21 protein-coding genes are annotated in these 23,421 nt (G+C 73.9%); 9 read left to right on the top strand and 12 right to left on the bottom strand.

Annotated features, from left to right (window positions below; genetic code table 11):
* The first annotated feature begins 63 nt into the window (after positions 1 to 63).
* Both hemG and hemQ read left to right on the top strand, forming a co-directional pair.
* On the top strand, positions 64 to 1,521 hold the full coding sequence (gene hemG / locus B100_RS0112180) for a protoporphyrinogen oxidase (protein ID WP_024884716.1): 1,458 nt from the start codon (positions 64 to 66) through the stop codon (positions 1,519 to 1,521).
* 5 nt (positions 1,522 to 1,526) lie between these two features.
* Positions 1,527 to 2,258 (top strand): hydrogen peroxide-dependent heme synthase, encoded by a 732-nt coding sequence (hemQ, locus tag B100_RS0112175; protein ID WP_024884715.1) that lies wholly within the window; start codon positions 1,527 to 1,529, stop codon positions 2,256 to 2,258.
* A gap of 13 nt (positions 2,259 to 2,271) precedes the next feature.
* Here hemQ and B100_RS0112170 read toward each other — a convergent pair whose 3' ends face one another.
* Together B100_RS0112170 and B100_RS0112165 are read right to left on the bottom strand one after the other, a co-directional pair.
* Positions 2,272 to 3,900, bottom strand: coding sequence for an alpha/beta hydrolase (locus tag B100_RS0112170; RefSeq protein WP_024884714.1), 1,629 nt, complete (start codon positions 3,898 to 3,900; stop codon positions 2,272 to 2,274).
* Positions 3,901 to 4,022: 122 nt separating this feature from the next.
* A complete protein-coding gene (locus tag B100_RS0112165; protein ID WP_024884713.1) occupies positions 4,023 to 4,802 on the bottom strand; it encodes a TIGR04222 domain-containing membrane protein in 780 nt (259 codons plus the stop codon).
* Positions 4,803 to 5,111: 309 nt separating this feature from the next.
* Here B100_RS0112165 and B100_RS34830 point away from each other — a divergent pair, with 309 nt between their 5' ends.
* Entirely contained in the window at positions 5,112 to 5,411 is a 300-nt protein-coding gene (locus B100_RS34830) for a hypothetical protein (protein WP_158686714.1), read from the top strand.
* Between the two features lie 68 nt (positions 5,412 to 5,479).
* Here the strand turns inward: B100_RS34830 and B100_RS0112155 are convergent, their stop codons facing one another.
* The gene (locus tag B100_RS0112155) at positions 5,480 to 6,805 is read right to left on the bottom strand and encodes an MbnB/TglH/ChrH family RiPP precursor modification enzyme (protein ID WP_037722621.1); all 1,326 of its coding nucleotides are present in this window, start codon (positions 6,803 to 6,805) and stop codon (positions 5,480 to 5,482) included.
* A gap of 186 nt (positions 6,806 to 6,991) precedes the next feature.
* Here B100_RS0112155 and B100_RS0112150 point away from each other — a divergent pair, with 186 nt between their 5' ends.
* Complete coding sequence (locus B100_RS0112150) at positions 6,992 to 7,510, top strand: squalene/phytoene synthase family protein (RefSeq protein ID WP_024884710.1); 519 nt, start codon at positions 6,992 to 6,994, stop codon at positions 7,508 to 7,510.
* Between the two features lie 81 nt (positions 7,511 to 7,591).
* Positions 7,592 to 8,266, top strand: coding sequence for a phosphatase PAP2 family protein (locus tag B100_RS34825; protein ID WP_024884709.1), 675 nt, complete (start codon positions 7,592 to 7,594; stop codon positions 8,264 to 8,266).
* Between the two features lie 72 nt (positions 8,267 to 8,338).
* On the opposite strand, the gene B100_RS0112140 is transcribed toward B100_RS34825, so the two are convergent.
* The 3 genes from B100_RS0112140 to B100_RS0112130 form a co-directional block, all read right to left on the bottom strand.
* The gene (locus tag B100_RS0112140; protein WP_024884708.1) at positions 8,339 to 10,402 is read right to left on the bottom strand and encodes a neutral/alkaline ceramidase; all 2,064 of its coding nucleotides are present in this window, start codon (positions 10,400 to 10,402) and stop codon (positions 8,339 to 8,341) included.
* 299 nt (positions 10,403 to 10,701) lie between these two features.
* Positions 10,702 to 12,300: an alpha/beta hydrolase gene (locus B100_RS0112135; protein WP_024884707.1), complete on the bottom strand. Its 1,599-nt coding sequence runs from the start codon at positions 12,298 to 12,300 to the stop codon at positions 10,702 to 10,704.
* Between the two features lie 200 nt (positions 12,301 to 12,500).
* Positions 12,501 to 13,220 carry a peptidyl-tRNA hydrolase gene (locus B100_RS0112130; protein ID WP_024884706.1) on the bottom strand — a complete coding sequence of 240 codons (720 nt, stop codon included), beginning with the start codon at positions 13,218 to 13,220 and terminating at the stop codon, positions 12,501 to 12,503.
* A gap of 103 nt (positions 13,221 to 13,323) precedes the next feature.
* Between B100_RS0112130 and B100_RS0112125 the strand changes: the two genes are divergently transcribed.
* Both B100_RS0112125 and B100_RS0112120 read left to right on the top strand, forming a co-directional pair.
* Positions 13,324 to 13,689: a gas vesicle structural protein GvpA gene (locus B100_RS0112125; protein ID WP_024884705.1), complete on the top strand. Its 366-nt coding sequence runs from the start codon at positions 13,324 to 13,326 to the stop codon at positions 13,687 to 13,689.
* Between the two features lie 198 nt (positions 13,690 to 13,887).
* Positions 13,888 to 14,151, top strand: a complete 264-nt coding sequence (locus tag B100_RS0112120) for a hypothetical protein (RefSeq protein WP_024884704.1) — start codon at positions 13,888 to 13,890, stop codon at positions 14,149 to 14,151.
* Positions 14,152 to 14,187: 36 nt separating this feature from the next.
* On the opposite strand, the gene B100_RS0112115 is transcribed toward B100_RS0112120, so the two are convergent.
* The 6 genes from B100_RS0112115 to zapE form a co-directional block, all read right to left on the bottom strand.
* Entirely contained in the window at positions 14,188 to 14,379 is a 192-nt protein-coding gene (locus B100_RS0112115) for a hypothetical protein (RefSeq protein WP_024884703.1), read from the bottom strand.
* Between the two features lie 18 nt (positions 14,380 to 14,397).
* Entirely contained in the window at positions 14,398 to 15,240 is an 843-nt protein-coding gene (locus B100_RS0112110; RefSeq protein WP_024884702.1) for a polysaccharide deacetylase family protein, read from the bottom strand.
* A gap of 162 nt (positions 15,241 to 15,402) precedes the next feature.
* Complete coding sequence (locus B100_RS0112105; protein WP_024884701.1) at positions 15,403 to 16,929, bottom strand: FAD-dependent oxidoreductase; 1,527 nt, start codon at positions 16,927 to 16,929, stop codon at positions 15,403 to 15,405.
* Positions 16,930 to 17,079: 150 nt separating this feature from the next.
* Positions 17,080 to 18,474 (bottom strand): PhoX family protein, encoded by a 1,395-nt coding sequence (locus B100_RS0112100; protein ID WP_024884700.1) that lies wholly within the window; start codon positions 18,472 to 18,474, stop codon positions 17,080 to 17,082.
* Between the two features lie 159 nt (positions 18,475 to 18,633).
* Entirely contained in the window at positions 18,634 to 20,088 is a 1,455-nt protein-coding gene (locus B100_RS0112095; RefSeq protein WP_106966989.1) for a SulP family inorganic anion transporter, read from the bottom strand.
* Between the two features lie 642 nt (positions 20,089 to 20,730).
* A complete protein-coding gene (gene zapE, locus B100_RS0112090) occupies positions 20,731 to 21,870 on the bottom strand; it encodes a cell division protein ZapE (protein ID WP_051489977.1) in 1,140 nt (379 codons plus the stop codon).
* Here zapE and B100_RS0112085 point away from each other — a divergent pair.
* Together B100_RS0112085 and B100_RS0112080 are read left to right on the top strand one after the other, a co-directional pair.
* Entirely contained in the window at positions 21,869 to 22,681 is an 813-nt protein-coding gene (locus B100_RS0112085) for a pyrimidine reductase family protein (RefSeq protein ID WP_024884697.1), read from the top strand. The two genes, zapE and B100_RS0112085, sit on opposite strands and share 2 nt — an antisense overlap.
* A gap of 216 nt (positions 22,682 to 22,897) precedes the next feature.
* Positions 22,898 to 23,371 carry a hypothetical protein gene (locus tag B100_RS0112080; protein WP_024884696.1) on the top strand — a complete coding sequence of 158 codons (474 nt, stop codon included), beginning with the start codon at positions 22,898 to 22,900 and terminating at the stop codon, positions 23,369 to 23,371.
* Positions 23,372 to 23,421 lie beyond the last annotated feature (50 nt).

Raw genomic sequence — 23,421 nt, 5'->3', positions numbered from 1 at the left:
GGGACTCGGCGGGGCCACACGGCCCTGGCGGACCGGCGTGCGGCATTTGAGAAGGTGGGAGGCATGAGCGGAACACACAGGGACGGCGGGCGGCACGCCGTCGTCGTCGGAGCGGGCATCGCCGGGCTGGCCGCCGCGCACCGGCTGCTGGAGCACGGGGCGCGGGTCACCGTGCTGGAGGCCTCGGACCGGGTCGGCGGCAAGCTGCTGCCCGGCGAGATCGCGGGTGCCCGCGTCGACCTCGGGGCGGAGTCGCTGCTGGCCCGGCGGCCCGAGGCGGTCGGCCTCGCCCGTGCCGTGGGACTGTCCGACCGGCTGCGGCCGCCCGCCACCGCCTCCGCCGCGCTGTGGACCCGCGGCGCCCTGCGCCCCATGCCGAAGGGGCACGTCATGGGCGTCCCCGGCACCGCCGCCGCCCTCGCCGGCGTGCTGTCCGAGGCGGGCCTCGCCCGGATCGAGCGCGACGCCGAGCTGCCGCCCACCGAGATCGGCGACGACGTCGCCATCGGCGAGTACGTCGCCGAACGGTTCGGCCGGGAGGTCGTCGACCGTCTCGTCGAGCCCCTGCTCGGCGGCGTGTACGCGGGTGACGCCTACCGCATCTCCATGCGCTCGGCCGTCCCGGACCTCTTCGAGGCCGCCCGCGCACACGCCACCCTGGGCGAAGCGGTCCGCGCCGTCCAGGCGAGGACCGCCGCCGCCCAGCAGACCGGCCCCGTCTTCATGGGCGTCGCGGGCGGTGTGGGCTCCCTCCCGCTCGCGGTCGCCGACTCCCTGCGCTCCCGGGGCGCCCGCATCCTCACCGGCACCCCGGTCACCGAACTGCGCCGTGAACCCGAGGACGGCTGGCGGCTCGTCGCCGGCGACGAGGTGCTGCACGCCGACGCCGTCGTCGTCGCCGTGCCCGCCCCGGCCGCCGCCGGACTGCTGCGCACCGAGGCGCCCGGCGCCGCCGCCGAGCTGTCCGCCGTCGAGTACGCCTCGATGGCGCTGATCACCCTGGCCTACCGCCGCGCCGAGGCCCGGCTGCCCGAGGGCAGCGGGTTCCTGGTGCCGCCCGTGGAGGGCCGGACCGTCAAGGCCTCCACCTTCGCCTCCCACAAGTGGGGCTGGGTCGCCGAGGAGAACCCGGACCTGGCCGTCGTCCGCACCTCCGTGGGCCGCCACGGCGAGACGGAGATCCTGCACCGCGACGACGACGAACTGGTCGAGCTGTCCCGGCACGACCTGAAGGCCGCCACCGGCCTGGCCGCCGCCCCGGTCGCCACCCGCGTCACCCGCTGGGACGACGGCCTGCCCCAGTACCCGGTCGGCCACCACGCGCGCGTGGCCCGCGTCCGCGCACACCTCGCGGGCCTGTCCGGGCTGGCCGTGTGCGGCGCCGCGTACGACGGCGTCGGCGTCCCGGCGTGTATCGCGAGCGCGTACGCGGCGGCCGACCAGATCAACGGCGACCTGCGCGCTGTGCAGGAGCTCACCGCCCACCCGGTGCAAAGCCTTCACGGAGGAGCGGGAGAATAAGGGACATGAGTGACGACGCCACCACCCCCGCGCCCGACCGGATCCCCAACAAGGGCAAGCTGGCCAAGGACCTCAACGAGGTCATCCGCTACACCCTCTGGTCCGTCTTCAAGCTGAAGGACGTCCTCCCGGAGGACCGCGCCGGCTACGCCGACGAGGTCCAGGAACTGTTCGACCAGCTCGCCGCCAAGGACGTCACCGTCCGCGGCACCTACGACCTGTCGGGCCTGCGTGCGGACGCCGACCTCATGATCTGGTGGCACGCCGAGACCGCCGACCAGCTCCAGGAGGCCTACAACCTCTTCCGCCGCACCAAGCTGGGCCGCGCGCTCGAGCCGGTCTGGTCGAACATGGCGCTGCACCGCCCCGCCGAGTTCAACCGCTCGCACATCCCGGCGTTCCTCGCCGACGAGACGCCCCGCGACTACGTGAGCGTCTACCCGTTCGTGCGCTCCTACGACTGGTACCTGCTGCCGGACGAGGACCGCCGCCGGATGCTCGCGGACCACGGCAAGATGGCCCGCGGCTACCCGGACGTGCGCGCCAACACGGTCGCCTCGTTCTCCCTCGGCGACTACGAGTGGATCCTCGCCTTCGAGGCCGACGAACTGGACCGCATCGTCGACCTGATGCGCCACCTGCGCGGCTCCGAGGCCCGTATGCACGTCCGCGAGGAGATCCCGTTCTACACGGGCCGCCGCAAGGACGTCGCGGACCTGGTCGCGGGCCTGGCCTGACGCCCGCCCGGCCTCAGACCGCGGGGGCGGGCGTCGCGGGCGCCGTCGGAGCGGGTGCGGTCGTGGCCGGTGTGGTCGGAGCGGGTGCCGGGTGCGGTGCGCAGGAGGCGCGCCGGCCCGGCACCCTGCCGTCCAGCAGATACGCCGTCAGGTGCTCGTTGACGCAGGCGTTGGCCCCGCCCGCGAGACCGTGGCTGCCGGCGTCCCGCTCCGTCACCAGCGCGGACCCGGCCAGCCTGCGGTGCAGTTCCAGGGCGCCGTCGTACGGGGTGGCCGCGTCCCGCTCGGCCGCCAGGATCAGTGTCGGCGGCAGCGCGCCCCGGCCGGCGCGCACGTCCAGCGGCCGCTGCCGGGGCGCGGGCCAGTAGGCGCAGGGCAGATTGGCCCACACGTTGTCCCAGGTCTCGAACGGCGCACGGCGCGCGAGCCGGGTGTTGTCCCGGTCCCACACTGCGAAGTCCGTAGGCCAGGGGGCGTCGTTGCACTCCACGGCGAGGTACACCGCGCGCGTGTTCTCCGCCTCCGCCGCCGCCTCCGGATGCTCCTCGGCCTGCTCGACCAGCGGCCCGGGGTCGCCCTTCAGGTACGCCGACAGGGCGTGCGCGCGCTGCGGCCAGTAGTCGTCGTAGTAGCCGGCCCTCAGCATGGCCGTGTGCAGCTGCGCCGGGCCGACCTTCCCGCCCGCCGGCCGCGCCGCCAGCCGGGCCCGCACCCGGTCGTAACTCTCCTGCACCTGCTGCGCGGTGCCGCCCAGCCCGTACACGTCGTGGTGTTCGGCGGCCCAGGCCCGGAAGTCGGCCCAGCGGTCCTCGAACGCCGCCGACTGGGCCAGGTTGTTGCGGTACCAGATCCGCTCCGGGGCCGGGTTCACCGCCGAGTCGAACACCATCCGCCGGACGTGCGAGGGGAACAGCGTGGCGTACAGCGCCCCGATGTACGTGCCGTACGACGACCCGAGGAACGTCAGCCGGGTCTCGCCCAGCGCGGCGCGCAGCACGTCCAGGTCCCGGGCGTTGGCGAGCGAGGTGTAGTGGCGCAGGGCGTCGCCGGTCCGCTCGGCGCAGCCGCGCGCGTAGGCGGCGGCGCGGGCCGAGCGGTCGCGCTTGACCTCCGCCGAGGGATGCGCGGGCGCGGGCGCGGGACCCTGGTGGAAGGTGCTCGGGTCGGTGCACGACAGCGGCGCGGAACGGCCCACCCCACGCGGGGCGTAGCCGACCAGGTCGTAGGCCCCCGCGAGACGCTTCCACCCGGGGACGTGGCCGAGCATCGGGAAGTACATCCCGTCGGCGCCGGGCCCGCCCGGGTTGTGCACCAGGGATCCCTGCCGGGGCACCGTGCGCCCGGTCACGGGGTCCGTCCCGGTGGCCCGGGACCGGCTGACGGTGAGCCGGATCTGCTCGCCGTCCGGGCGGGCGTAGTCGAGCGGGACGCGCAAGGTGCCGCACTCCACGGTGGGCGGCAGGCCCTGCTCCTCGGCGCACGGGCCGAAGTCGATGCCCGCCTCGGCGGCGCGCGCGGCGGCGACGGCGGTGCCGCGCGCCTCACCGGCGGGGGTCCGGGCGCCGGCCGGGGCCGCGGCCAGGGGGGTGAGGAGCAAGGACCCTGCGGCCCCTGCGGCCAGGAGGACGGCGGCGGTTCTCATCGGTGATCCCTTCGGTGCGCTGCGCGCCGGTGCGCCGCGTCGGCAAAAGGGATGTTTTCGGGCGGCAGGGGTGCGGGCAAGGACCACTCACCGGGTGTCGGCCGCGGATCGCTCGGCCCAGGTCACCACCCCGGGCGGGGCTCCCGGTGGGCGAACGCCTCCCGCACCTGCGGTTCGCCCACCGCGTGCACCCCGCGCACCGCGACGGAGGTGAGGTAGGCGCGGTCGTCGTCGGTGTCACCGGCAGCCGCCCGGCGCGCGGAGTCCAGCAGCCGCTGTCCGGCGGGGGAGGCCCAGCGCGAGGCGGGGTGCGCCTCGAACCGCGCCACGGCCAGACAGCCCAGCGTGAACACCAGAGGGAGTGCGAACCACAGGGCGACCAGCTGACGCGGCATCTCCGACGGAACCGGCATGAGCAGCGCGACGGCCCCGAGCCCGGCCACGGCTGGCGCCGTGAGCCGCAGCCGGCGGACCGCCTCCCCGACGCTCCGCTCGGCGCCCTCGGGTACCGCCAGCCCGGCGCGGACCAGCCGGTCCGCCAGCGCGCGCACGGCCTCCGTGGCCGCCGCCGCCTTCCGCACCGGCGCTATGGGCGACTGCCCCTCCGGCCCGATCGCCCCGATCACCGACCGCTCCACGTCGTCCCGCCCGCGCGGATCGACGACGGTGGCCCAGCCGGTGTGGGCCAGCAGCAGCCGCCGCTGGCGCGCCATCGCGACGAGCGTGACGTCGGCGACCCGGGCGGGTCCGCCGGACAGGAACGCCGCCTCGTACAGCGTCAGGCCGCGCCGCCCTCCCGCACCGTCACCGGCCGCCGCGTCACGCGCCGCGGCGAGACACAGCCGCAGACCGGAGATCGCGGCGATCGCCCAGGCCAGGAGCAGGAGAGGAACCCAGAACATGGATTGTTTGTAAGGGACACGGTCGCGAGAGCACCATGCCTTGTTCACCATGCGGACACGGTGTTGCGGGTATGTGACGTTCCGCGGAGCCGTCCCATGACATCCTGCTGACGATCATCAAGGGGAGGGGACGGCAGGATGCGGGTCGGAGGAAGTCGGCGACGCCGATCGAGCTGGGGTGTGGCGGCGGCAGCCGTGCTGTTGGCGGCCGGCTGCTCGTCAGGCGGTGACTCCGGCGACTCCGTGAGGGTCGCCGGTGAGAACGGCGCCAGTGCGCACCCAACGCCCACGCCCACGCCCACACCCACGGTGTCCGTCTCCGTCAGCCCCGCCCCGCCCTTGAAGGACGGCACCGCCGTCCTCGTGCGCTGCGCGGACATGGAGGACCCGTACGCGACCGTGGAGATCAGGAACCCCAACGCACGGGACGCCGTGCTGGAGGTGAAGGTCCACTTCACCGACGCGTACGGCTTCCCTCTGCTGAACACCGGCGATCAGGTGGACGTCCTCGCGAAGGACACGTTCACGTACCGGGTGCCCGCCAAGACCCGGTACACCGACAGGATCGCGCACTGCGAGGTCGAAGCCGTGGCGCGTGCCGTCCGGTGACGCGGACTCGCCCGAGTGACGCGGATTCGCCCGGGAGTCCACCGGCGGACACCCGGTGCGGGCCGGCGTCAGCGCCTGAGCAGGGCGCGGCGGGTCGCGCGGGCCAGGCGGACGACCGGGCGGTGCGAGCGGGGCCTCGGGCCTGAGCGGTCGAGCCACCATTCGCGCAGCTCGCGCCGCGCCCGGGCGTCCCCGGGTCGCCCGGTCAGCAGCAGTTCCCCGGCGAAGTCCAGCGCGTCGCGCCGGTACCCGCCGGTCATCGGCCGCGTCTGCGCGTACGCGAGGAAGGCCCCCCGGTAGCCGTCGCCGAGGATCACCGGGAGTTCGGGCGCCACCTTGGCGACGACATCGGCCCGCTTGGCGGCCAGCGCCCGTGCCTGCACCCCCATTCGCACCCGGTCGAACCCCTCGGGCACCGGCGTCCCCGCGGTCAGCGCGGACAGCACCGCGGTCTGCGCGAGCGCCAGCCGCTCCCGGGCCGGCGCGGTCCCGTCCTCGACGGCGACCGCGGCCCGCGTCGGCGCGTACTCCGGGGCCGCGGTCTCCCGCCGCTCGCGGGCCCCCGCCTCCATTGCCCGCCCGATCGCGTCCAGTTCGCCCTTCAGCTCCTTTGGCGCCGGGAAGTTCTCGTCCCGTTCCAGTAGCACCCCCGGGGGCGAGACGCGGGAGGCGAGGTCGGTGAGGATGTCGAGCACCGGCCGCGGCACCGGGTGGGCGTGGCTGTCGTGCCACACGCCGTCCCGTTCGAAGCCGCCCGCGACATGGACGTACGCGATGGCCTCCAGGGGCAGTTCGGAGAGCGCCTCGGCCGGGTCCTCGCCGCGGTTGACGTGGTTGGTGTGCAGGTTGGCGACGTCGATGAGCAGCCGTACGCCGGTGCGGTCGGCCAGCTCGTACAGGAACTGGCCCTCCGTCATCTCCTCGCCGGGCCAGGAGAACAGCGCGGCGATGTTCTCCACGGCGAGTGGCACCGGCAGCGCGTCCTGCGCGATGCGGACGTTCTCGCAGAGCACGTCCAGGGCGTCACGGGTGCGCGGCACCGGCAGCAGGTGCCCGGCCTCGATCCCGGGGGAGGCGGTCAGCGGCCCGCCCGCCCGCACGAACGCGATGTGCTCGGTGACCAGGGGCGACCCCAGCGCAGTGGCCCGCTCGGCGAGAGCGGTCAGCCGCTGCTCGTCCGGCCGGTCCCCGCCGCCGAGGCCCAGCGAGACGCCGTGCGGTACGACGGTCACCCCGCGCCCGCGCAGCCGCAGCAGCGACTCCGGCAGGTGCCCGGGGCAGACGTTCTCGGCCACGGCCTCGACCCAGTCGATCCCCGGCATCGCCTCGACCGCGTCCGCGATCTCCGGCCGCCAGCCGATCCCCGTACCCAGTCGCACCGTCATCCCCGTCATCCCCGTCCCCTCCTTCACCCGGCGTACCGCCCGGCCCCCGGTTCCGCCCGCACGGGCGTGCCGGGGATATGACCCCGGGCTCCGCGCCCGAACCGTCCTCCGGCCGCCTTCAGAGGAACATTTGAGGTTCCCCGCCTCGCCGGCCGTCTCCCCGCGGGCCCTCATCGCAGCGAGGACGCCGAGACTTTGCTCTACTGTCGACGCGTCGCGGGAGTCGTCGGACGTCTCTCACTCGGTGTGTTCGGAACCGTTCCCGGCGCGCCCGGCACGGAACGCGCGGTCGAATACGCCGACACCCTGGGACTCGCGCTTCAGCTCACGAACATCCTCCGGGACGTACGTGAAGACGCGGCCGTGGGACGCACCTATCTGCCTGCCGAGGACATGCGGAAGTTCGGATGCGGAGAGGGTTTCCGCGCTCCCGCACTGCCCCACGATGCCGACTTCGCGGGGCTGGTCCGCTTCGAAGCCGACCGGGCACGGGCCCTGTACGAAGAAGGGCTTCGTCTCCTGCCCATGCTCGACAGGCGCAGTGGGGCGTGCGTGGCTGCCATGGCGGGCATCTACCGCAGGCTCCTCGACCGCTTCGAGCGCGAACCCGAGGCAGTGTTGCGCGGCCGGGTCTCCCTGGCAGTCCATGAGGAGACCCTGATCGCCGTCCGGGGCCTGTCGGGTGTCGACGGGCGCAGTGCTCGCCGGCAGTGAACGGATTCGCCCGTTTCACTCCGGCCGCTCATTCACCGACATGCGGCGGCGAGCACACGTCGCCCGACGGAAGGACGTGACGTGTTCTCGGGCGCGAGGAAACTGGCCGGCGGCTTGGCCGTACTGGTGGCGCTGTTCGGGCTGGGGGCGGTGGCGAAAACAGCCGTGCTGACACGGTGGGACACAGCCTTCGACGAGGAACTCGCCGAACGGCGCACCAGCGCATTGACCTGGCTGGCGAAAGCGGCAACGGACGTGTCGCAGACCTCGGTCGGGGTGGCGTCGGCACTGCTGCTTCCCCTGCTGTTGTGGATGTTGCACCGGCGGCGGGACGCTGTGCGGGTGCTGCTCACCTTTGTCGGCGCGCTGACTCTGACGCTCGTGGCGAAGGTGACCGTGGCCGAGCACCGGCCGCCGGCCCGGTTGTGGGTCGAGCTTCCGGACAACGCGCAGAGCTTCCCCAGCGGGCACACGACGATCGCCGCGGCCCTTGCGCTGGCCCTGGTCCTCGTGGTGCGTGGGCGGGCGCGAGCGCTGGCGGCGGTCCTCGGGGTACTGCTGACGGCCGGGGTGGCGCTTGCCCGGATGTATCTGGGGGTGCACTACCCCCCGGACGTCGTAGGCGGGGTACTGAGCGTGACAGCCGCACTGTTGCTGACCCTGGGATTCCTGGAACTCCCTCCGGTCGCCAGGCGGCTGACCCTTCGCGACCGGCCCGACGACAAGCCCCGCGCGGCTGCCGCCGTTTCCCGGTGACACCCGCTCGGAATGTCCAGGTGGCTGCGACGGCTGGGGATCCGGGTCGTCACGCGACCGTCAGCCGCAGATCTAGCGCACCTGGAAGGCCGTCGACACACCCGTGATCGACGAGACCTTCCCGCCCAGGCTCTTCGCGTCGCCGTGGTAGACGACCCGGTAGGTGCCCGAGGGGGTCCCCTGGGGGACGTCCCAGGTGATCGTGACCTTGGACGCGGCGATGCCGTCGCGGGCCCAGTGGAAGCGGGTCGTCCAGTCGCCGTCGTCGGCGACGGTGCGCCAGGCGCCGCCGGAGTCCCGGCGCTCGATCCGCAGGTAGGTGTCACCGCGGTGCAGGTCGTTGCCGGGGTGGGCGCCCGCGAAGACCACCTCGACGCGCTCACCCGGACGGTAGGTCTCCCGCGGACGCACCAGCACGTCACCGAACTTCCGGAACAGTGGCGGCGCGTCCAGGACCACCCCGGGCTGGAGCGAGAGCGCCTTGCCGGTCAGGTCCGGCGGCTCGGGGCCGAGCGGCAGGCTCGTGCCGTCGCGCAGGGAGACCGCCAGCTCTGCCGCGGTCTGCTGGAGCGCCGGGAGCTGCCAGCGGCCGAAGAGGGTGCTGCCGCCCTCGTACTGCTGGGCGTCGTACTCCTCGGGCGTGGTCACGTAGTGGAAGTACGCGTTGCTGTACCCGGCGACCAGGACGTCGTCGAGGTCGGCGCCGACGATCCCGGCGACCGTGCGCCGCAGCCGCAGACCCGCGCACACGGTGACCTCGCCGGGGACGCCGATCAGGTACAGGCCGCCGATGCGCACCAGCATCACCGGTACCCGCTCCTGCACCCACGGATAGATCCGGTTCATCTCCCCGATCGGCACGAAGACGTCCTTCGGTGCCTGCGCCTGCTTCAGCTCCGGGGACACCGTGTAGATCAGGGAGTTGGAGATCGCGTCCCAGAACGGGTTCTCGCCCTCGTCGAACCCGGGGAAGGCCGGCCCGTCCTCCAGGCTCCCCGCCGCCATGGCCGCGCCGACGCACGGCTTGGACGTCCGGTGGGTCCGCCCGTCACCGGTGAACTCCGGGCGCACGGTGACGTCCGAGAGATCGATGTACACCAGCCGGGAGTCGACCGGGCCCGCCAGCCGCACGCCCGGCCCCTCCGCCTGGGCCGCGGCCGCCTCGTACTGCCGCAGCCCGTTCGCCCGGGTCGACCCGAAGTCGGCGGGCGTCGTCGGCGGCACCAGGTCCAGGTTGGGGGACATGTCGCCGCTGTTGGTCTGGGCGAACGCCGACACGAACGCCGGGGAGCCGTCGGCCAGATAGTCCACCCCGTGGACCTCGCGCTCCCAGTGGTAGGCCGCGTAGCCCTTGTTGTCGGCGCTGATCAGGCGGTTGTCGCCGGACATGCTGGTGCCGTGCACGGGGAACCAGTTGACCGCCCCGACCGTACGGCCGTCCCGTTCCACCCGCAGCAGTGTGGTGAGGGGGTCGACGGCGTCGGGGAAGTGGTCGCGGTCGGCCTTCGGATTGCGGTCGAAGGCGGTCCGCGAGCGGTTGACGCTGGCTCCGGTCAACGTGCCGTGACTCAGCAGGAGTTCGGAGGGGGCGAGGTCCTCGTGGGCGTTGCGCGCCGCCTCGAACAGGCCGTCCGCCACCGCCTCGAAGGTCGCCTTGTGAAAGCCGAACGTCGTGGTGTTGTAGAGCAGATGGTGGGAGTAGCCGCCCGGACCGGCGTGCGTGTGGGTGGCGGTGATCAGCACGTTCCGCTCGGTGTACAGGTCGCCGTACGCCTGCTTCAGCCGCCGCAGCACCGCCCGGTGGACGCTGTCGAAGATCATGGGGGAGTCGGCGACGATCAGCAGCACACGCCGGCCGCTCGCCTCCTCGGCCACCACGAACGCCCGTGCCCGCAGCCGGGTGTGCAGACCCGCGGCCTGCTGGTCGAACCGGCCGTACCCCATCATGCCGACCTCGGCCACCTCACCGGTGGCGTCGGAGATGCCCCGGCCGACGAGGTAGCCGCCGCCTCCCGCGGCGGCGGCAGCGGCGGCGCCCGGGGCGACCAGATGCGCGCCCGCCAGCCCGAGGCCGGTGACGGCACCGGCCTTCAGGACGGTCCGGCGGCTGCGCGACGGAGGACGTTTCGCGGTCATACGCTGCTCCTCAGGGTCGGTCGGCCCCCCGGCGGGCAAACATGAACAACATTCAAGTTCCGCGCGCCTCATTGGTACACCGCCCGACATGGACACGGCAAGAGGTGTGACAAGGCCGGAGAAAGGCCGGCTCGGCCCCGGCGCCGCGACGGAAGCGCCAGGCCGGCCCCCGCACCCCCGGCACGACGAAGCCGGCCCGGCGCGCCGGCACCCGGCACGACGAAGCCGGCCCGGCGGGCCCGTTCACGACGGACCCGCCGGGCCGGCTCGGCGTTCTCAGTGCCGGTACCGGACCGGTGTCACCCCTTGCCCGGCATCGGCTCCCGCTCGCATACGGTGCCCGCGGCCGGCACCGCGCCCTCCAGCAGGTAGGCGTTCACGGCCTCACGCACACAGGTGTTGCCGGAGTCGTACGCGCCGTGCCCCTCGCCCTCGTAGGTGAGTTCCACGCCGACGTCCTCGCCGAGCCGCTCGGCCATCCGCGCGGCACCCTCGTAGGGGGTGGCGGGGTCACCGGTGTTGCCGACGAGCAGCACCGGCGGCGCGCCCGGCGCCCGGACGTCCGGGTGCTCGGCCTTGCCGCGCACCGGCCAGTCGGTGCACTCCAGCGCGCCCCACACCATGGTGTCGCCGAAGACGGGCGACGCCTCCTCGAACGCGGGGGCCTGTTCCAGCACGTCGTCCACGGTGTAGCGGTCGCTGCGGTCGGCGCAGGTGACGGCGGTCCGGGCGTCCTGCTGGTCGCTGTAGCCCCGGGCGTGGCGGCCGCTCAGGGCGTCCGCGAGACCGAGCAGGGTCGCGCCCTCGTCGGAGGCGAGCAGTTCCAGGCCCACCTCCAGGGCGGGCCAGGCGGTCTCCAGGTACAGCGCCTGGATGACGGCGTCGATCAGCTGGGAGCCGGTGAGCACCCTCTCCCCGTCGACGGTCAGCGGTTCGTCGTCCAGGGCCGCCTCCAGTTCCCTGACGAGGTCGGCGACCTCCTCGGGGCTGTCGCCGAGCGCGCACCCGGTGTCCACGCACCACTGGGCGAAGTGGTCGAAGGCGAGCTGGAATCCGGCGGCCTGCGCCAGGGCGCCCTGCATCTGGTTCAGCGTGGGGTCGACGACCCCGTCCAGGACGGCGCGGCCCACGTGGCGGGGGAACAAGTGGGCGTACACGCCGCCGAGTTCGGTTCCGTAGGAGATGCCGAAGTAGTGCAGCTCGTCGTCGCCGAGGAGGTGGCGCAGCAGGTCCATGTCGCGGGCGGCGTCCTCGGTACCCACGTGCGGCAGCATCCGGCCCGACTCCTGGGCGCAGGCCGCCGCGTACTGCTGCCGCGTCCGCAGCACGGCGGCCACCTCGGCCTCGCCGTCGTCGGGGGTGTCGTCCTGTTCGGCCATCGCCTGTGCCGCCTCGGCGTCCAGGCAGGTGACCCCGTCGCTGGCGCCGACCCCGCGCGGGTCGAAGCTCACCAGGTCGTAACGGGACCGGAGTTGCTCGTAGTCGGGGGCGAGGGCGGGCAGCGTGGCCACCCCGGACTCGCCCGGCCCGCCGAAGTTGAACAGCAGCGAGCCGATGCGGTCGGCGGCGTTTGCGCGGGACGCCGCCCGGATCAGGGCGAGTTCGGTCGTCGCGCCGTCGGGTCTGTCCCAGTCCAGCGGCGCCCGCGCGGTGGCGCACTGCCAGCGGGTGCCGTCCGGCAACGGCCCGGGCGCCTCTCCGCCGCCCTGCAGGGGGGACGGGGCGGGGCAGTCCTTCCAGTCGAGGGACTGCGCCCATATCCGTCCGCGGTCGTCCTCCTCGTCGCCTCCGCCTCCCGCGCCGCCCTCGCCCGCCGGGCCGCAGGCGGCCAGGGCGGCGGAGAGCAGGACGGCACCGGACAGCAGGGCAGCGGTGGCTGTCGTACGTCGTGTCGGCATGCGCTCAGCCTCCGGCGGCCCCACCGCCGCCGCACGGCCTCACACCCATCCGGGGGACCCGGCCGGCGGGCCGGGCGGACGCGGCCGGGCGGACGGGACCGGGAGGTGCCGGAGCCGGCGCGGTGCCGGGCGGTGCCGGAGCCGGCGCGGTGCCGGGCGGTGCCGGAGCCACTCGCGGTGCCGGGTGCTCGGTCTCGGAGTCAGCGCAGCGCCGGGTGGTCCGCGACCACGGTGCACGACCCCGGGGCGATCTCCGTGAAGCCGGCGTCGCGCACCGTGGGCAGGCCCCCGCCGGTCAGCGCCGGCCAGCCGGCCGGGTCGGCGGTGCGCACGGCGAGCGGGAACCCGGCCGCGCGCCAGGTCTGGCGAGCCGCGTCCGGCAGCTCCCACCAGGCCAGTTGGGCACCGTGACCGGCCTGGGCCATGGCCTTGCCGGCCGACATCTCCAGAGCGGGATTCAGCCAGAGCGTGGGGACGCCGGGGTCGGCCGGGGGTACCGGATCCGGGTCGTCGAGGTCGGTGCCGGAGACCTGGAGCCGGGCCAGATCCTTCGGCCAGCCGTCCAGCGGCACCGGCGGGAAGACGCGCACCTCGGCCGACTTGCCGGTGACGGTGATCCCGGGGAGCGCCTCGGCGCGCCGCCACTCCGCGCCGCGCGCCCGGCGCACCACCTTGCGGATTCGGGCGTCCTGCCAGTCGCGCACCGCCTGGGCCCACTCGCCGTCGCCCACCGACCGCTCGTCGGTCAGCATCACCAGGACCGCGCGGGCGGCCGTCTCCAGGGCGTCCGTGCGGGCCGGCGGCGAGCCGCGCTCGATACGGACCACCAGGGGCAGCACGAACTGGGGGGCCTCGTCACGCGAGCCCGGGTCGGGGCGGAAGGGGCTGTCGGGGGCGGGCGTCGTCCGGTCGTCGTTCACCCGCCCAGTGTGCCAAGCCCGGCGCCGGCCACGACGGACGGCTCGGTCGGACATCAAGGGGCGCCGAGCGGGCACCAGGGTGGAGGGAAGGGGCTGATGAGCGATGACCCAGGTGGTGCCGCAGCGTGGCGGGGGAGGTTCCAGCGGTCTCTACGACGTGCTGGAGCTGATCCTGGACCGAGGGCTGGTGATCGACGCGTTCATACGGGTGTCACTGGTCGGTATCGAGATACTCAAGATCGACGTTCGCATCGTGGTGGCCAGCGTCGACACCTACTTGCGCTTTGCCGAGGCGTGCAACCGGCTGGACCTGGAGTCGGGGCCGCGCAAGCCCACCGGGCTGACCGAACTTCCGGACAAGATGCGTGAATCGGGCTCCAAGGGAGTGGCCAAGGGGCTGCTGTCCGGCGCGGTGGAGACGGTCTCCGAGGCGTTCCAGCAGGCGCGCGACGAACCGAGGCGGAAGTAGCGAACGCGACCGGTGACCCCGGACGGCCGGCCGGAGCGCGCAGTCGCTGCGCCGGATGTGACCCTCGTCCCGCCTGGTCACCCTGCGCGGCGCGGACCGGCACGCGGTGTACCGCCGTCTTCGGCAGTTGAGGGAGAGGGACGGTCCGAAGGGGTGCGGGCGGGCTGGGCCGGCTGCTCGCTGGGAAGGCATGAGGCCATGCGCATCGATGCGACCGCCAAGGTGACGGCTGCCAGGGTGGGTGTGGCCTTGACGGCCGTGCTCGCCTCACCGGTCCTGCTCGTGGCCGGGGCTCATGTGCGCGGCCGCTATGTGCGCTGGTTCTGGCGCGACGGCGCACCGCCACCCGTCGACAAGGAGAACGGCCGGGTCGGCGTCCACTACCTCGTCGTGACCAGTACCGTCGTGCGGTGGTTGTGCGCGCCCTCGGAGGTACGCGCGGCGCGTCTCCGACGCGGCTGACCGCGCCGCGCGCCTCGTAGGACCCGAGGCTGTCCGTCAGCCGGAGCAGGCCGTGCGTTCCGCTTCGCGCCATTCGCAGGTGGGGCACAGGGTGATGCCCTTGTAGGACTCCGGGTACTCCGTCGGCTCCTGGCAGAGCACGCACGCCGCGTACGGCGGGCCGTCCGCCTTCGGGGGCGTCTCCGTCCGGACGAGGCAGTAGTCGCGGTCGGTGCCGTTGTCGCTCATACCTCCAGCGTAGGACGCTCAGCCGCGGCCGTTCGCCGCGCCGATCAGCTCCGAGACCTTGACGAAGCGGTAGCCCTGGCGGCGCAGCTCCGGGACGACCGTCCGTACCGCCTCCTCCGTGGTCGGGGCCGCGCTGCGCGTGCAGTGCAGGACGACCACCGAGCCGGGGCGCACCCCGTCCAGCACCTGCCGCGCCACCGCTTGCGGGTCCGTGGCGAAGGCGTCCCCGCCGACGACGTCCCACTGCACGGCGGTGACCCCGGCCGGGGTGAGCGCCTTGAGCGCCCGCCGGTCGTAACAGCCGCCCGGGAAGCGGAAGTACGGCATCGGGTCGGGCACGCCCACGGTCCGGAACGCCTCGTACGCCCGCTCCACGTCCGCCCGCATCCGCTCCCGCGTGACCGTGGGCAGGCCGTAGCAGTCGGCGGTGAAGGCGTAGTGGCTGTACGAATGGTTGGCGACCTCGAACAGCGGGTCCCGGCCGATGGAGCGGGCCTGGTCCGGGTACTCCTCGGCCCACCGGCCCGTCATGAACACGGTGGCCGGCACCTTCAGTGCGCGCAGCGTCCCGATCAGCCGCGGGTGGTCGAAGTGCTCGCCGGCCGCGGCCCTCGGGCCCTGGTCGGCGGTCATGTCGGCGTCGAAGGTGAGGGCGACGGTCTTCCCGCCGTCCCGAGGGCCGTGCTCGAAGACCGGGGTGACGCCCGCGGGCCCCGCGGCGAGCGTCGGGGGCGCCGACGGGGCGGCGGGGGAGGGCGCGGGGGCGGGAGGGCGCGCGGCGGGCCCGGCGGTGGTGCCGCAGGCGGCCAGGGCGGCGGCGAGGGCACAGACGGCGATAACACGACGTGAAAGTGTGATCACCGTATGACAGTAGGACGGCCCCCGGCGGTGATCGTCGCTGCGCGTGCGGAGGGAACGGCGCGCTCACCCGACCGGCGGGGGCGCGGCCCCTGGCAAAGGGGCCGCCCCGCCGTCACCCCTCGCCGTCACCCCTCGCCGTCACCCCCCGCCGTCACGCCCCGCTCAGATGTCCCGGCGCTCCAGCGGCCGCGTCGCCGGGCCCTGGACGACCTTGCCGTCCGTGTCGAAACGGGAGCCGTGGCAGGGGCACTCCCAGGCGCGTTCCGCCGCGTTGAAGTCGACCAGACAGCCCATGTGGGTGCAGCGGGCGGACACGGCGTGCAGGGCGCCGTCGTCGTCGCGGTAGACCGCCAGCCGGCCGCCCTCCGTGCGCACCACCGCGCCCTCCCCGGGCGGCAGCGCCTCCACCGGCGGCGACGGACGCAGCCGGTCGCCGACGAAGTGCTTGGCCACCTGCGCCTGGTGCTTGAGGAAGGCGGGCGCCTCACGGACCGCGGAGGCCAGGCGCCGCGGGTCGTACAACCCGCTCCAGGCACACTCCCCGCCGGTGATCTGCGTGGTGAGCAGCCGGCCCGCCATCATGCCGCCGCTCATCCCCCAGCCGCCGAAGCCGGTGGCGACGTACGTGTGGTCGGCGCCCGGGTGCAGCGGCCCGACCATCGGCACGGTGTCGGTGGGGTCGTTGTCCTGGGTGGCCCAGAAGTGGGTGAGCTCCACGCCGGGGAAGTGCCCCCTGGCCCAGTCCGCGAGCCGGTCGAAGCGGGCCCGCGTGTCACCGGTGCCCGGGGTGAAGTGCTCGCCGGTCACCACCAGCAGCCGGCGGGAGCCGTCGTCGCCGTAGGGGGCGGTGCGCACCGAGCGGGTGTTCTCGTCGGGGGTGATGTACATCCCGTCCGGGTCCAGCCCGGCCGGGACGGGACCGGCGACGACCAGTTCGCGGCGCGGGGAGAGGCGGGTGAACAGCAGCGCGCGGTCGAAAAGCGGGTAATGGGTGGCGACCACGACGTCCCGGGCCGTCACGGAGGCCCCGGTCGACGTCGACAGACGGCAGGGCGTGCCCTCCTCCAGGCCGAGCACGGTGGTGTCCTCGTACACGTGCCCGCCGTGCGCCACGATGTCGTCCGCGAGCGCGAGCAGGTACGTGCGCGGATGGAACTGTGCCTGGTCCGTCACCGTCACCGCGCCCGCCACCGGGAACGGCAGCCCGGTCTCCGTCACGAACGACGCGGCCAGCCCCGCCTCCCGCGCGGCCCTCGCCTCCGCGCGCAGCTCGTCCACCCGGTTCTCGTCCCGGACGTAGGTGTACGCGCTGCGGCGCTCCCAGTCGCAGTCGACGCCCAGCTCCGCCACCACCTCGGCGGTCCGCTCGATCGCCTCCGACTGCGAGCGGGCGTAGAGCCGTGCCCCCTCGCCGCCGCGGGTGCGGCGCAGCTTGTCGTAGACCAGCGAGTGCAGCGCGGTGATCTTGGCGGTGGTGTGCCCGGTGACGCCCGCCGCCACCTGCCCGGCCTCCAGGACGGCGACGCTCCGGCCGGCCCGGGTCAGTTCCCACGCCGTGCACAGGCCGGCGATGCCGCCGCCGATCACGGCCACGTCGACGTCGAGGTCCTCGGCGAGCGCGGGACGGCGCTCCCCGCCCGGTGCGGTGCTCAGCCAGTACGAGTCACCCGTGTGCTGCTTCTCCGTCATGCGGGGCCGGGTACCCCGGTGTCCGGGGTTCACCGACGTCGGGCGTTTCACCGGCGGCCGAGTGTGAGCCGTCCGGGTCACACCCGGCCACGGCGCACCCGCGGTACCGGGGCGGAGGGCGTCACACCCTCCGCCCCGGCCGTGACGGTGCTACCGGCGCCACGGCCCGGTCACGGCGAACGTCGTGCCCGGGTCGTAGCAGTTGACGTACATCGTCCGCCCGTCCGGGGAGAACGTGACGCCGGCGAACTCGCCCCACTCCGGTTCCTCGGGGGTGCCGACGTTCTGGCGGTTGCGGGCCATCGGGTAGACCTCGCCGCGCCGGGTCACGCCGAAGACGTGCTGGGCGCCGCCGCCGTCCTCGCACACCATCAGACCGCCGCTGGGCGCGAGGCAGATGTTGTCCGGGGACTCGCCGGGCAGCTGGATGTCGGTGTCCGGGCCGAAGACGATCACCAGGGTGAGACGCCGCCGGTCCGGGTCGTAGCGCCAGATCTGGCCGTAGTGGTCGGCGGCCGAACCCTCCGAGGCGTGGGCGAAGGACGACACGAAGTAGACGGAGCCGCCGCCCCAGTAGCAGCCCTCCAGCTTCTGCGCGTGCGTGATGCCCTTCGGGCCGAAGTCCTGGAAGCGGATGGGCGTCTCGACGGCCAGCGGGTCGGGGACGTCGACCCACTCGACGTCGTCGAAGCGGGCGCCGATCTCCTGGATCGAGGACAGGTCCGGCACCCCGGGCACCCGCATCGCCTGCAGCTTGCCGCCCGCGCGGAGCGAGCCCGTGCCGCCCAGCGGCTTCTTCGGCAGGAAGCGGTAGAACAGGCCGAAGGGGCGCTCGAAGGCGTCCTCCGTCTCGTAGACCACGCCCCGCTTCGGGTCGACCGCGATCGCCTCGTGCTGGAAGCGGCCCATCGCGGTCAGCGGTACGGCACCGGTACGGCGCGGGTCGGCGCCGTCCACCTCGAAGATGAACCCGTGGTCCTTGGTGTAGCCGTTGGTGCCGGCCTTGTCCTCCGTCTCCTCACAGGTCAGCCAGGTGTGCCACGGCGTGGGGCCGCCCGCGCAGTTGACGGCCGTACCGGCGATCGCGACCCGCTCGGAGAGCACCCGGCCGCTCCGGTCGAGGGTCAGCGCGGTACAGCCGCCCTTGCCCTCCGGGTCGTACGTCAGGCCGTCGATCACCGGGACCGGGACCCTGCCGGTCGCCCGGTTCTCGTGGTTGCGGACCAGGTGGACGCGGCCCTGCCGGCCGGCGAAGGCGGCCATGCCGTCGTGGTTGGAGGGAACGGGGCCCTCACCGGAGCGGAGCTGGTCGCCCTCCTTGGAGAGCACCTTGTAGCGGAAGCCCCTGGGCAGGTCGAGCAGACCGTGGGGGTCGGGGACCAGGGGGCCGTAGCCGGAGTGGCCGAGGTTCTGCGCGGCCGCGGTGCCGGTGAACAGTTCGGAGAGGGCGCCGGTGAAGGCGATTCCGACACCCACGGCACCGGAACGGGCGAGCATCTGACGTCGGGTTGCCGTGGAGCCGTGGGGGGACCCGTTTTCTGACATGGGGAAACCTTCCTGCTGGCGGACAGGAACTGTGACCCAGCCGTGTCTATCACCTGGTGCCGGTCCCGGGAACCACGCGAACCACTCGTGTCCCGGACCCGGCACCCTCGTCCGGCGGCCGGGACGGTTCCGGCGTCCTCCTCCGGTCGCCGGCGGTGGTTACTGCGTGGTGAGCCGTACCGGTGGGGTGTCGGGGGAGCTGTGGCGGTCGGCCCAGTGGTGCAGCGCCGTGCTGCAGGCGTGGTCCAGGTGGTGCAGACCGGTGAGGTCGAGTTCGACCGGGCGGTCCTGGGGGAGCGACTCCAGGGTGTCGAGGATCTTCGGCAGCCGCAGGAACGTCGCGTTGCCCGAGAGGTGGACCTGGACCGGGCCCGCCCCCTTGTCCATGACGTCCAGCTTGATCTTCGAGGACTCCCACGCGGTCTTCACCACCGACAGCGCGAGGCCGATCAGCACGCCCTCGAACATGTTCACCACGACGATCGACACGGCCGTGACCACCAGGATCAGCGCCTCGCCCCGCTGCCCCCGCCACAGCGTGACCAGCCCCCGGAACGGGATCAGCTTCCAGCCCGCGTGGATCAGGATGCCGGCCAGCGCGGGCAGCGGGATCAGTGCGAGGGCCGACGGCAGCAGCGCCGCGAACAGCAGCAGCCACACCCCGTGCAGCACCCGGGACGCCTTGGTCCTCGCGCCCGCCTGGACGTTGGCCGAGCTGCGCACGATGACCGCGGTCATCGGCAGCGCGCCGAGCAGCCCGCACACCGTGTTGCCCGCGCCCTGCGCCATCAGCTCCTTGTTGTACCGGGTGCGCGGACCGCTGTGCAGCCGGTCCACCGCGGCCGCGCTGAACAGGCTCTCGGCGGAGGCGATGAGGGTGAAGGCCACGACCGTGCCGAACATCCCCACGTCCGCGAGCGCCCCGAAGGCGCTTCCCCCGGGCGGCTGGACGGCGTCGAACAGCCCCTGCACCTCGACCGTGGCGGCCGGCACGCCGAACGCCGCCGTGACCGCCGTCGCCAGCAGTACCGCGGCGAGTGCCCCCGGCACGGCCCCGGCCGGTCCCGGCAGCCGCCGCCACAGCACCATCACCACGACCGTGCCCGCGCCGACGGCCAGCGAGGCGAGCGCCTCCCGGCCGGCGAGCACGTCCGCGGCGGCACCGGGCAGTCCGAGGAGCTTGTCGACGCCGCCGGCGGGCGCCTCCAGCCCGGCGGCCGCGTAGAGCTGTCCGGCGATCAGCACCAGGCCGATGCCGGCCAGCATGCCCTCGATCACCGACAACGAGATGGCCCGGAACCAGCGCCCGAGCCGCAGGGCACCCATGACCAGTTGCAGCAGGCCCGCGGCGAGCACGATCACGCCGAGCGCGGGCAGTCCGTAGGTGTCCACCGCCTCGTAGACCAGCACGGTGAGTCCGGCGGCCGGACCGGACACCTGGAGGCTGCTGCCCGGCAGCAGGCCGGTGACCAGGCCGCCCACGATGCCGGTGATCAGGCCCAGTTCGGCGGGGACCCCGGAGGCGACGGCGACGCCGACGCACAGCGGGAGGGCGACGAGGAAGACCACGAGCGAGGCGGCGACGTCCTGCCGCAGATGGGGTAAGCGGAGCACGCGCGCCCTCACCGGGTCCGGCGCGGGCCGGTGGAGGCGGCGCGCTCGACGTCGGCGGAGCGGAAGGCGGGAGGGGGCGCGGAGGAGACTGCGGAAGGGTGGGCGCAGGAGAGTGCGGAGGACCGCGCGGAGGGGAGTACGGCGCCGGAGGACCGGCCCCCGGTGCGGCGGGCCGTCGGGTCAGGGTGTCGGCCGGGCGTACGGGGGCGGCCGGCGAAAGGGCGGTGCATCTGTTCCTCCTGGCGCGTGTGGGGACGCGTCGGACGGGCATGACGAGGACCGGTCCGCTGATCCATGGCCCGCGCTTGACGCACCGTGTGCGCGGATGCAAAGGCCGCAGGAGCCGCGGAACGGACGGCGGAGGTAAAGCGACGGCAAGGGCCGGGGGTGTGCCCGCCGGTCGCCCGACCTCGCAACACGCGTACCTGTAAAGGTGGTTCGCACCCCGTGCCGCAGGTACACGCTTGGTCAACGGTTGGTCAAGAAACACCGTAACCCTGCGTGGCCGTTTGCAGGGTCACATCGGTGAGCCACGCCGGAGAGAGCCCGAAAAGGGCGGGTGGGATGGCGCGAACGCTCCCGTGATCACCGATGGCCCGGCCGAGCGTCGAACGTGCGTGCGCCGGGCGGTCGGCGCGTGGGTCAGGCGGTGTCGGCGAGCCGCTTGGCGTCCCTGGCCAGCGCGGTGAGCCGGGAGATGGCACGGAAGTACTTCTTGCGGTAGCCGCCCTTCAGCATCTCCTCGCTGAACAACTGGTCGAACGGCAGCCCCGACGCCAGCACCGGCACCTCACGGTCGTACAGCCGGTCCGCGAGGACCACGAGCCGCAGCGCCGTCGACTGGTCCGGCACCGGACGCACCCCGGTGAGGCACACCGCGCCGATGCCGTCGGTGAGGGCGCCGTAGCGGCTCGGGTGGACCCGCGCGAGGTGGTCGAGGAGCTCGGGGAAGGCGTCCAGCGACGCGCCCTCGGTGGCGTGCGCGACCCGGGTCACCACGTCGTCGGCGTACGGCGGCGGCGCGTCCGGCAGACCCCGGTGCCGGTAGTCCTCGCCGTCGATCCGCAGCGCGCGGAAGTGCGCCGACAGGCCCTGGATCTCGCGGAGGAAGTCCGCCGCCGCGAACCGGCCCTCGCCCAGCTTGCCCGGCAGGGTGTTGGAGGTCGCGGCGAGCGCGACGCCCGCCTCGACCAGCTTGCCCAGCAGGGTGGACACCAGCACGGTGTCGCCCGGGTCGTCCAGTTCGAACTCGTCGATGCACAGCAGCCGGTGCCCGGAGAGGGTCTTCACGGTCTGCTGGAAGCCGAGCGCGCCCACCAGGTTGGTCAGCTCCACGAACGTGCCGAACGCCTTGAGCGCCGGCTCGGCCGGGGTGGCGTGCCACAGGGAGGCCAGCAGGTGCGTCTTGCCGACGCCGTAGCCGCCGTCGAGGTAGACCCCGCGCGGCCCGGACGGGGCCTTCTTCGCCGCCTTGCCGAAGCCGAACAGCCGGCGCCGGCCCGAGTCCCCGCCCGGTTTCCCGTCGAGACCCGCCGCGAAGCCCTCGAGGACGCGCACGGCCTCGGTCTGGCTCGGCTGGTTCGGGTCGGGGATGTAGGTGTCGAAGCGGACGGCGTCGAACCGCGGCGGCGGCACCATCTCGGCGACGAGCCGGTCCGCCGGGACGTGCGGCTCGCGTGCGGACAGCGAGAGCGGGGTCACGTCGGCTATGGGACCGGGACGGGAGGCTGCGGAGGACGACACGGTCCCCCATCGTACGGGGCGTGGAAGACTGCCTGACATGCGACGCCTGTTCCCCGTGACCGACGTGACCGACGAGACGGCAGCCACCGACGAGGCGGCAACCACCGGCGGGGCGGCCGGCCGGGAGTGGAGCCTGGCCGAGCTGGCCGCCGCGTACGCCTACCCCGGGCCCGGCCCGGGGGGCCGCGTGCCGTGGCTGCGCGGCAACATGGTGTCCACCCTCGACGGCGCCGCCCAGCACGAGGGCCGTTCGCAGCCCATCTCCTGCCCGGCCGACATGCGGATCTTCGGCGTGCTGCGGGCCCTGGCGGACGTGGTCGTGGTCGGCGCGGAGACGGTACGGCAGGAGGGCTACCGCCCGGCCCGCGCCCGCGCCGAGTTCGCCGCCGCCCGGGAGGCCGCGGGACAGACGCCGGCGCCGGTGATCGCGGTGGTCACGGCGAGCCTGGACCTCGACTTCTCGCTGCCCCTGTTCACCTCCGCGCTGGTACCGACCCTCGTCCTCACCGGCGCCGGCGCCGACCCGGGGCGCGTCGCCGCCGCCGAGAAGGCCGGCGCCCGGGTGGTCGTCGCCGGGGAGGGCGCGGCGGTCGACCCGGAGCGGGCCGTGCGGGCGCTCGCCGAGCTGGGCCACACCCGGCTGCTGACCGAGGGCGGTCCCCGGCTGCTGGGGCAGATGGTCGCCGCCGGCGTGCTGGACGAGCTGTGCCTGACCGTCTCGCCGATGCTCACCGCCGGTGACGCCCAGCGGATCACCGGTGGACCGACAGTGACACTTCCGCGGCGTTTCGCGCTGTCGTCGATGTTGGAAGAGGACGGTTTCCTGTTCACGCGCTACCGCCGGGCCTGACCGGCCCGGCCGGGGCGCGCCCGCCGGAAGGAGGAGAACCCGGTTTCCGCCGGTCCGGCGATCGGCGGAACGACCCGCCCGTCCCGCGCGGTGACGGGCAAGACTGATTCCCGGCCGTACTCGCGCCCGCACGGGGAAGGATGATCTCCGGGGGGCCTGGCTCGGCCCACGGAGCAGCGAGGGCCCGAGGGCCCTCCGAGGAGTAAGGGGCGCCTGTTGTTCACAAGCGTACTGATGATCGAGAAGGCCCTGACGTCCGCCGACGTGGAGTTCGTCACCACCCTGCACGGCGACGAGCCGGTCTCCTTCCACGTCCTGCTCCAGCCACGCGGCGAACAGGCCGACCGGCTGCTGAGAGCCATCGACGACGTCGCGCTCGGCGAGCTCGACGAGGCCGTGCGCGAGGGCGAGACCCCCGAGGGCGACGAGGCCCGGTCCATGGGGGAGCGGGCGCTGGCGGTGTCCGTCCAGGCGCTGCGCACGACCGGCGACACCGCCGAGGGCCACCTGGTCGAGAACCACCCGCTGGACGCGCTGCGGGGGCTGGTCCAGGAGGTCGGCGCCGACGAGGTGATCGTCCTGACCGACCCGCACTACGTGGAGGAGTTCTTCCACCGCGACTGGGCGTCCCGGGCCCGCCACAAGGTCGGGGTGCCGGTGCTGAAACTCTTCTCGCACAGCAAGGCATAGGCTGGGGCCGGCGCTCTCCCGGCTCTCCCGCGAGGGCGCGAAGACCGTCG

Source organism: Streptomyces sp. CNH189 (genome assembly GCF_000527195.1).
This window is presented reverse-complemented; position numbering and strand designations above follow the sequence as displayed.

Excerpts from the sequence above, each read along its gene's own strand:
- B100_RS0112170 (WP_024884714.1), bottom strand. The coding sequence starts at position 3,900 with ATGAGAACCGCCGCCGTCCTCCTGGCCGCAGGGGCCGCAGGGTCCTTG.
- B100_RS0112165 (WP_024884713.1), bottom strand. The coding sequence starts at position 4,802 with ATGTTCTGGGTTCCTCTCCTGCTCCTGGCCTGGGCGATCGCCGCGATC.
- B100_RS0112125 (WP_024884705.1), top strand. The coding sequence starts at position 13,324 with ATGACCCAGGTGGTGCCGCAGCGTGGCGGGGGAGGTTCCAGCGGTCTC.
- B100_RS0112115 (WP_024884703.1), bottom strand. The coding sequence starts at position 14,379 with ATGAGCGACAACGGCACCGACCGCGACTACTGCCTCGTCCGGACGGAG.
- B100_RS0112085 (WP_024884697.1), top strand. The coding sequence starts at position 21,869 with ATGCGACGCCTGTTCCCCGTGACCGACGTGACCGACGAGACGGCAGCC.
- B100_RS0112120 (WP_024884704.1), top strand. The coding sequence starts at position 13,888 with ATGCGCATCGATGCGACCGCCAAGGTGACGGCTGCCAGGGTGGGTGTG.
- B100_RS0112100 (WP_024884700.1), bottom strand. The coding sequence starts at position 18,474 with ATGTCAGAAAACGGGTCCCCCCACGGCTCCACGGCAACCCGACGTCAG.
- B100_RS0112140 (WP_024884708.1), bottom strand. The coding sequence starts at position 10,402 with ATGACCGCGAAACGTCCTCCGTCGCGCAGCCGCCGGACCGTCCTGAAG.
- B100_RS0112155 (WP_037722621.1), bottom strand. The coding sequence starts at position 6,805 with ATGACGGGGATGACGGTGCGACTGGGTACGGGGATCGGCTGGCGGCCG.
- B100_RS0112105 (WP_024884701.1), bottom strand. The coding sequence starts at position 16,929 with ATGACGGAGAAGCAGCACACGGGTGACTCGTACTGGCTGAGCACCGCA.
- B100_RS0112135 (WP_024884707.1), bottom strand. The coding sequence starts at position 12,300 with ATGCCGACACGACGTACGACAGCCACCGCTGCCCTGCTGTCCGGTGCC.
- hemQ (WP_024884715.1), top strand. The coding sequence starts at position 1,527 with ATGAGTGACGACGCCACCACCCCCGCGCCCGACCGGATCCCCAACAAG.
- hemG (WP_024884716.1), top strand. The coding sequence starts at position 64 with ATGAGCGGAACACACAGGGACGGCGGGCGGCACGCCGTCGTCGTCGGA.
- zapE (WP_051489977.1), bottom strand. The coding sequence starts at position 21,870 with ATGTCAGGCAGTCTTCCACGCCCCGTACGATGGGGGACCGTGTCGTCC.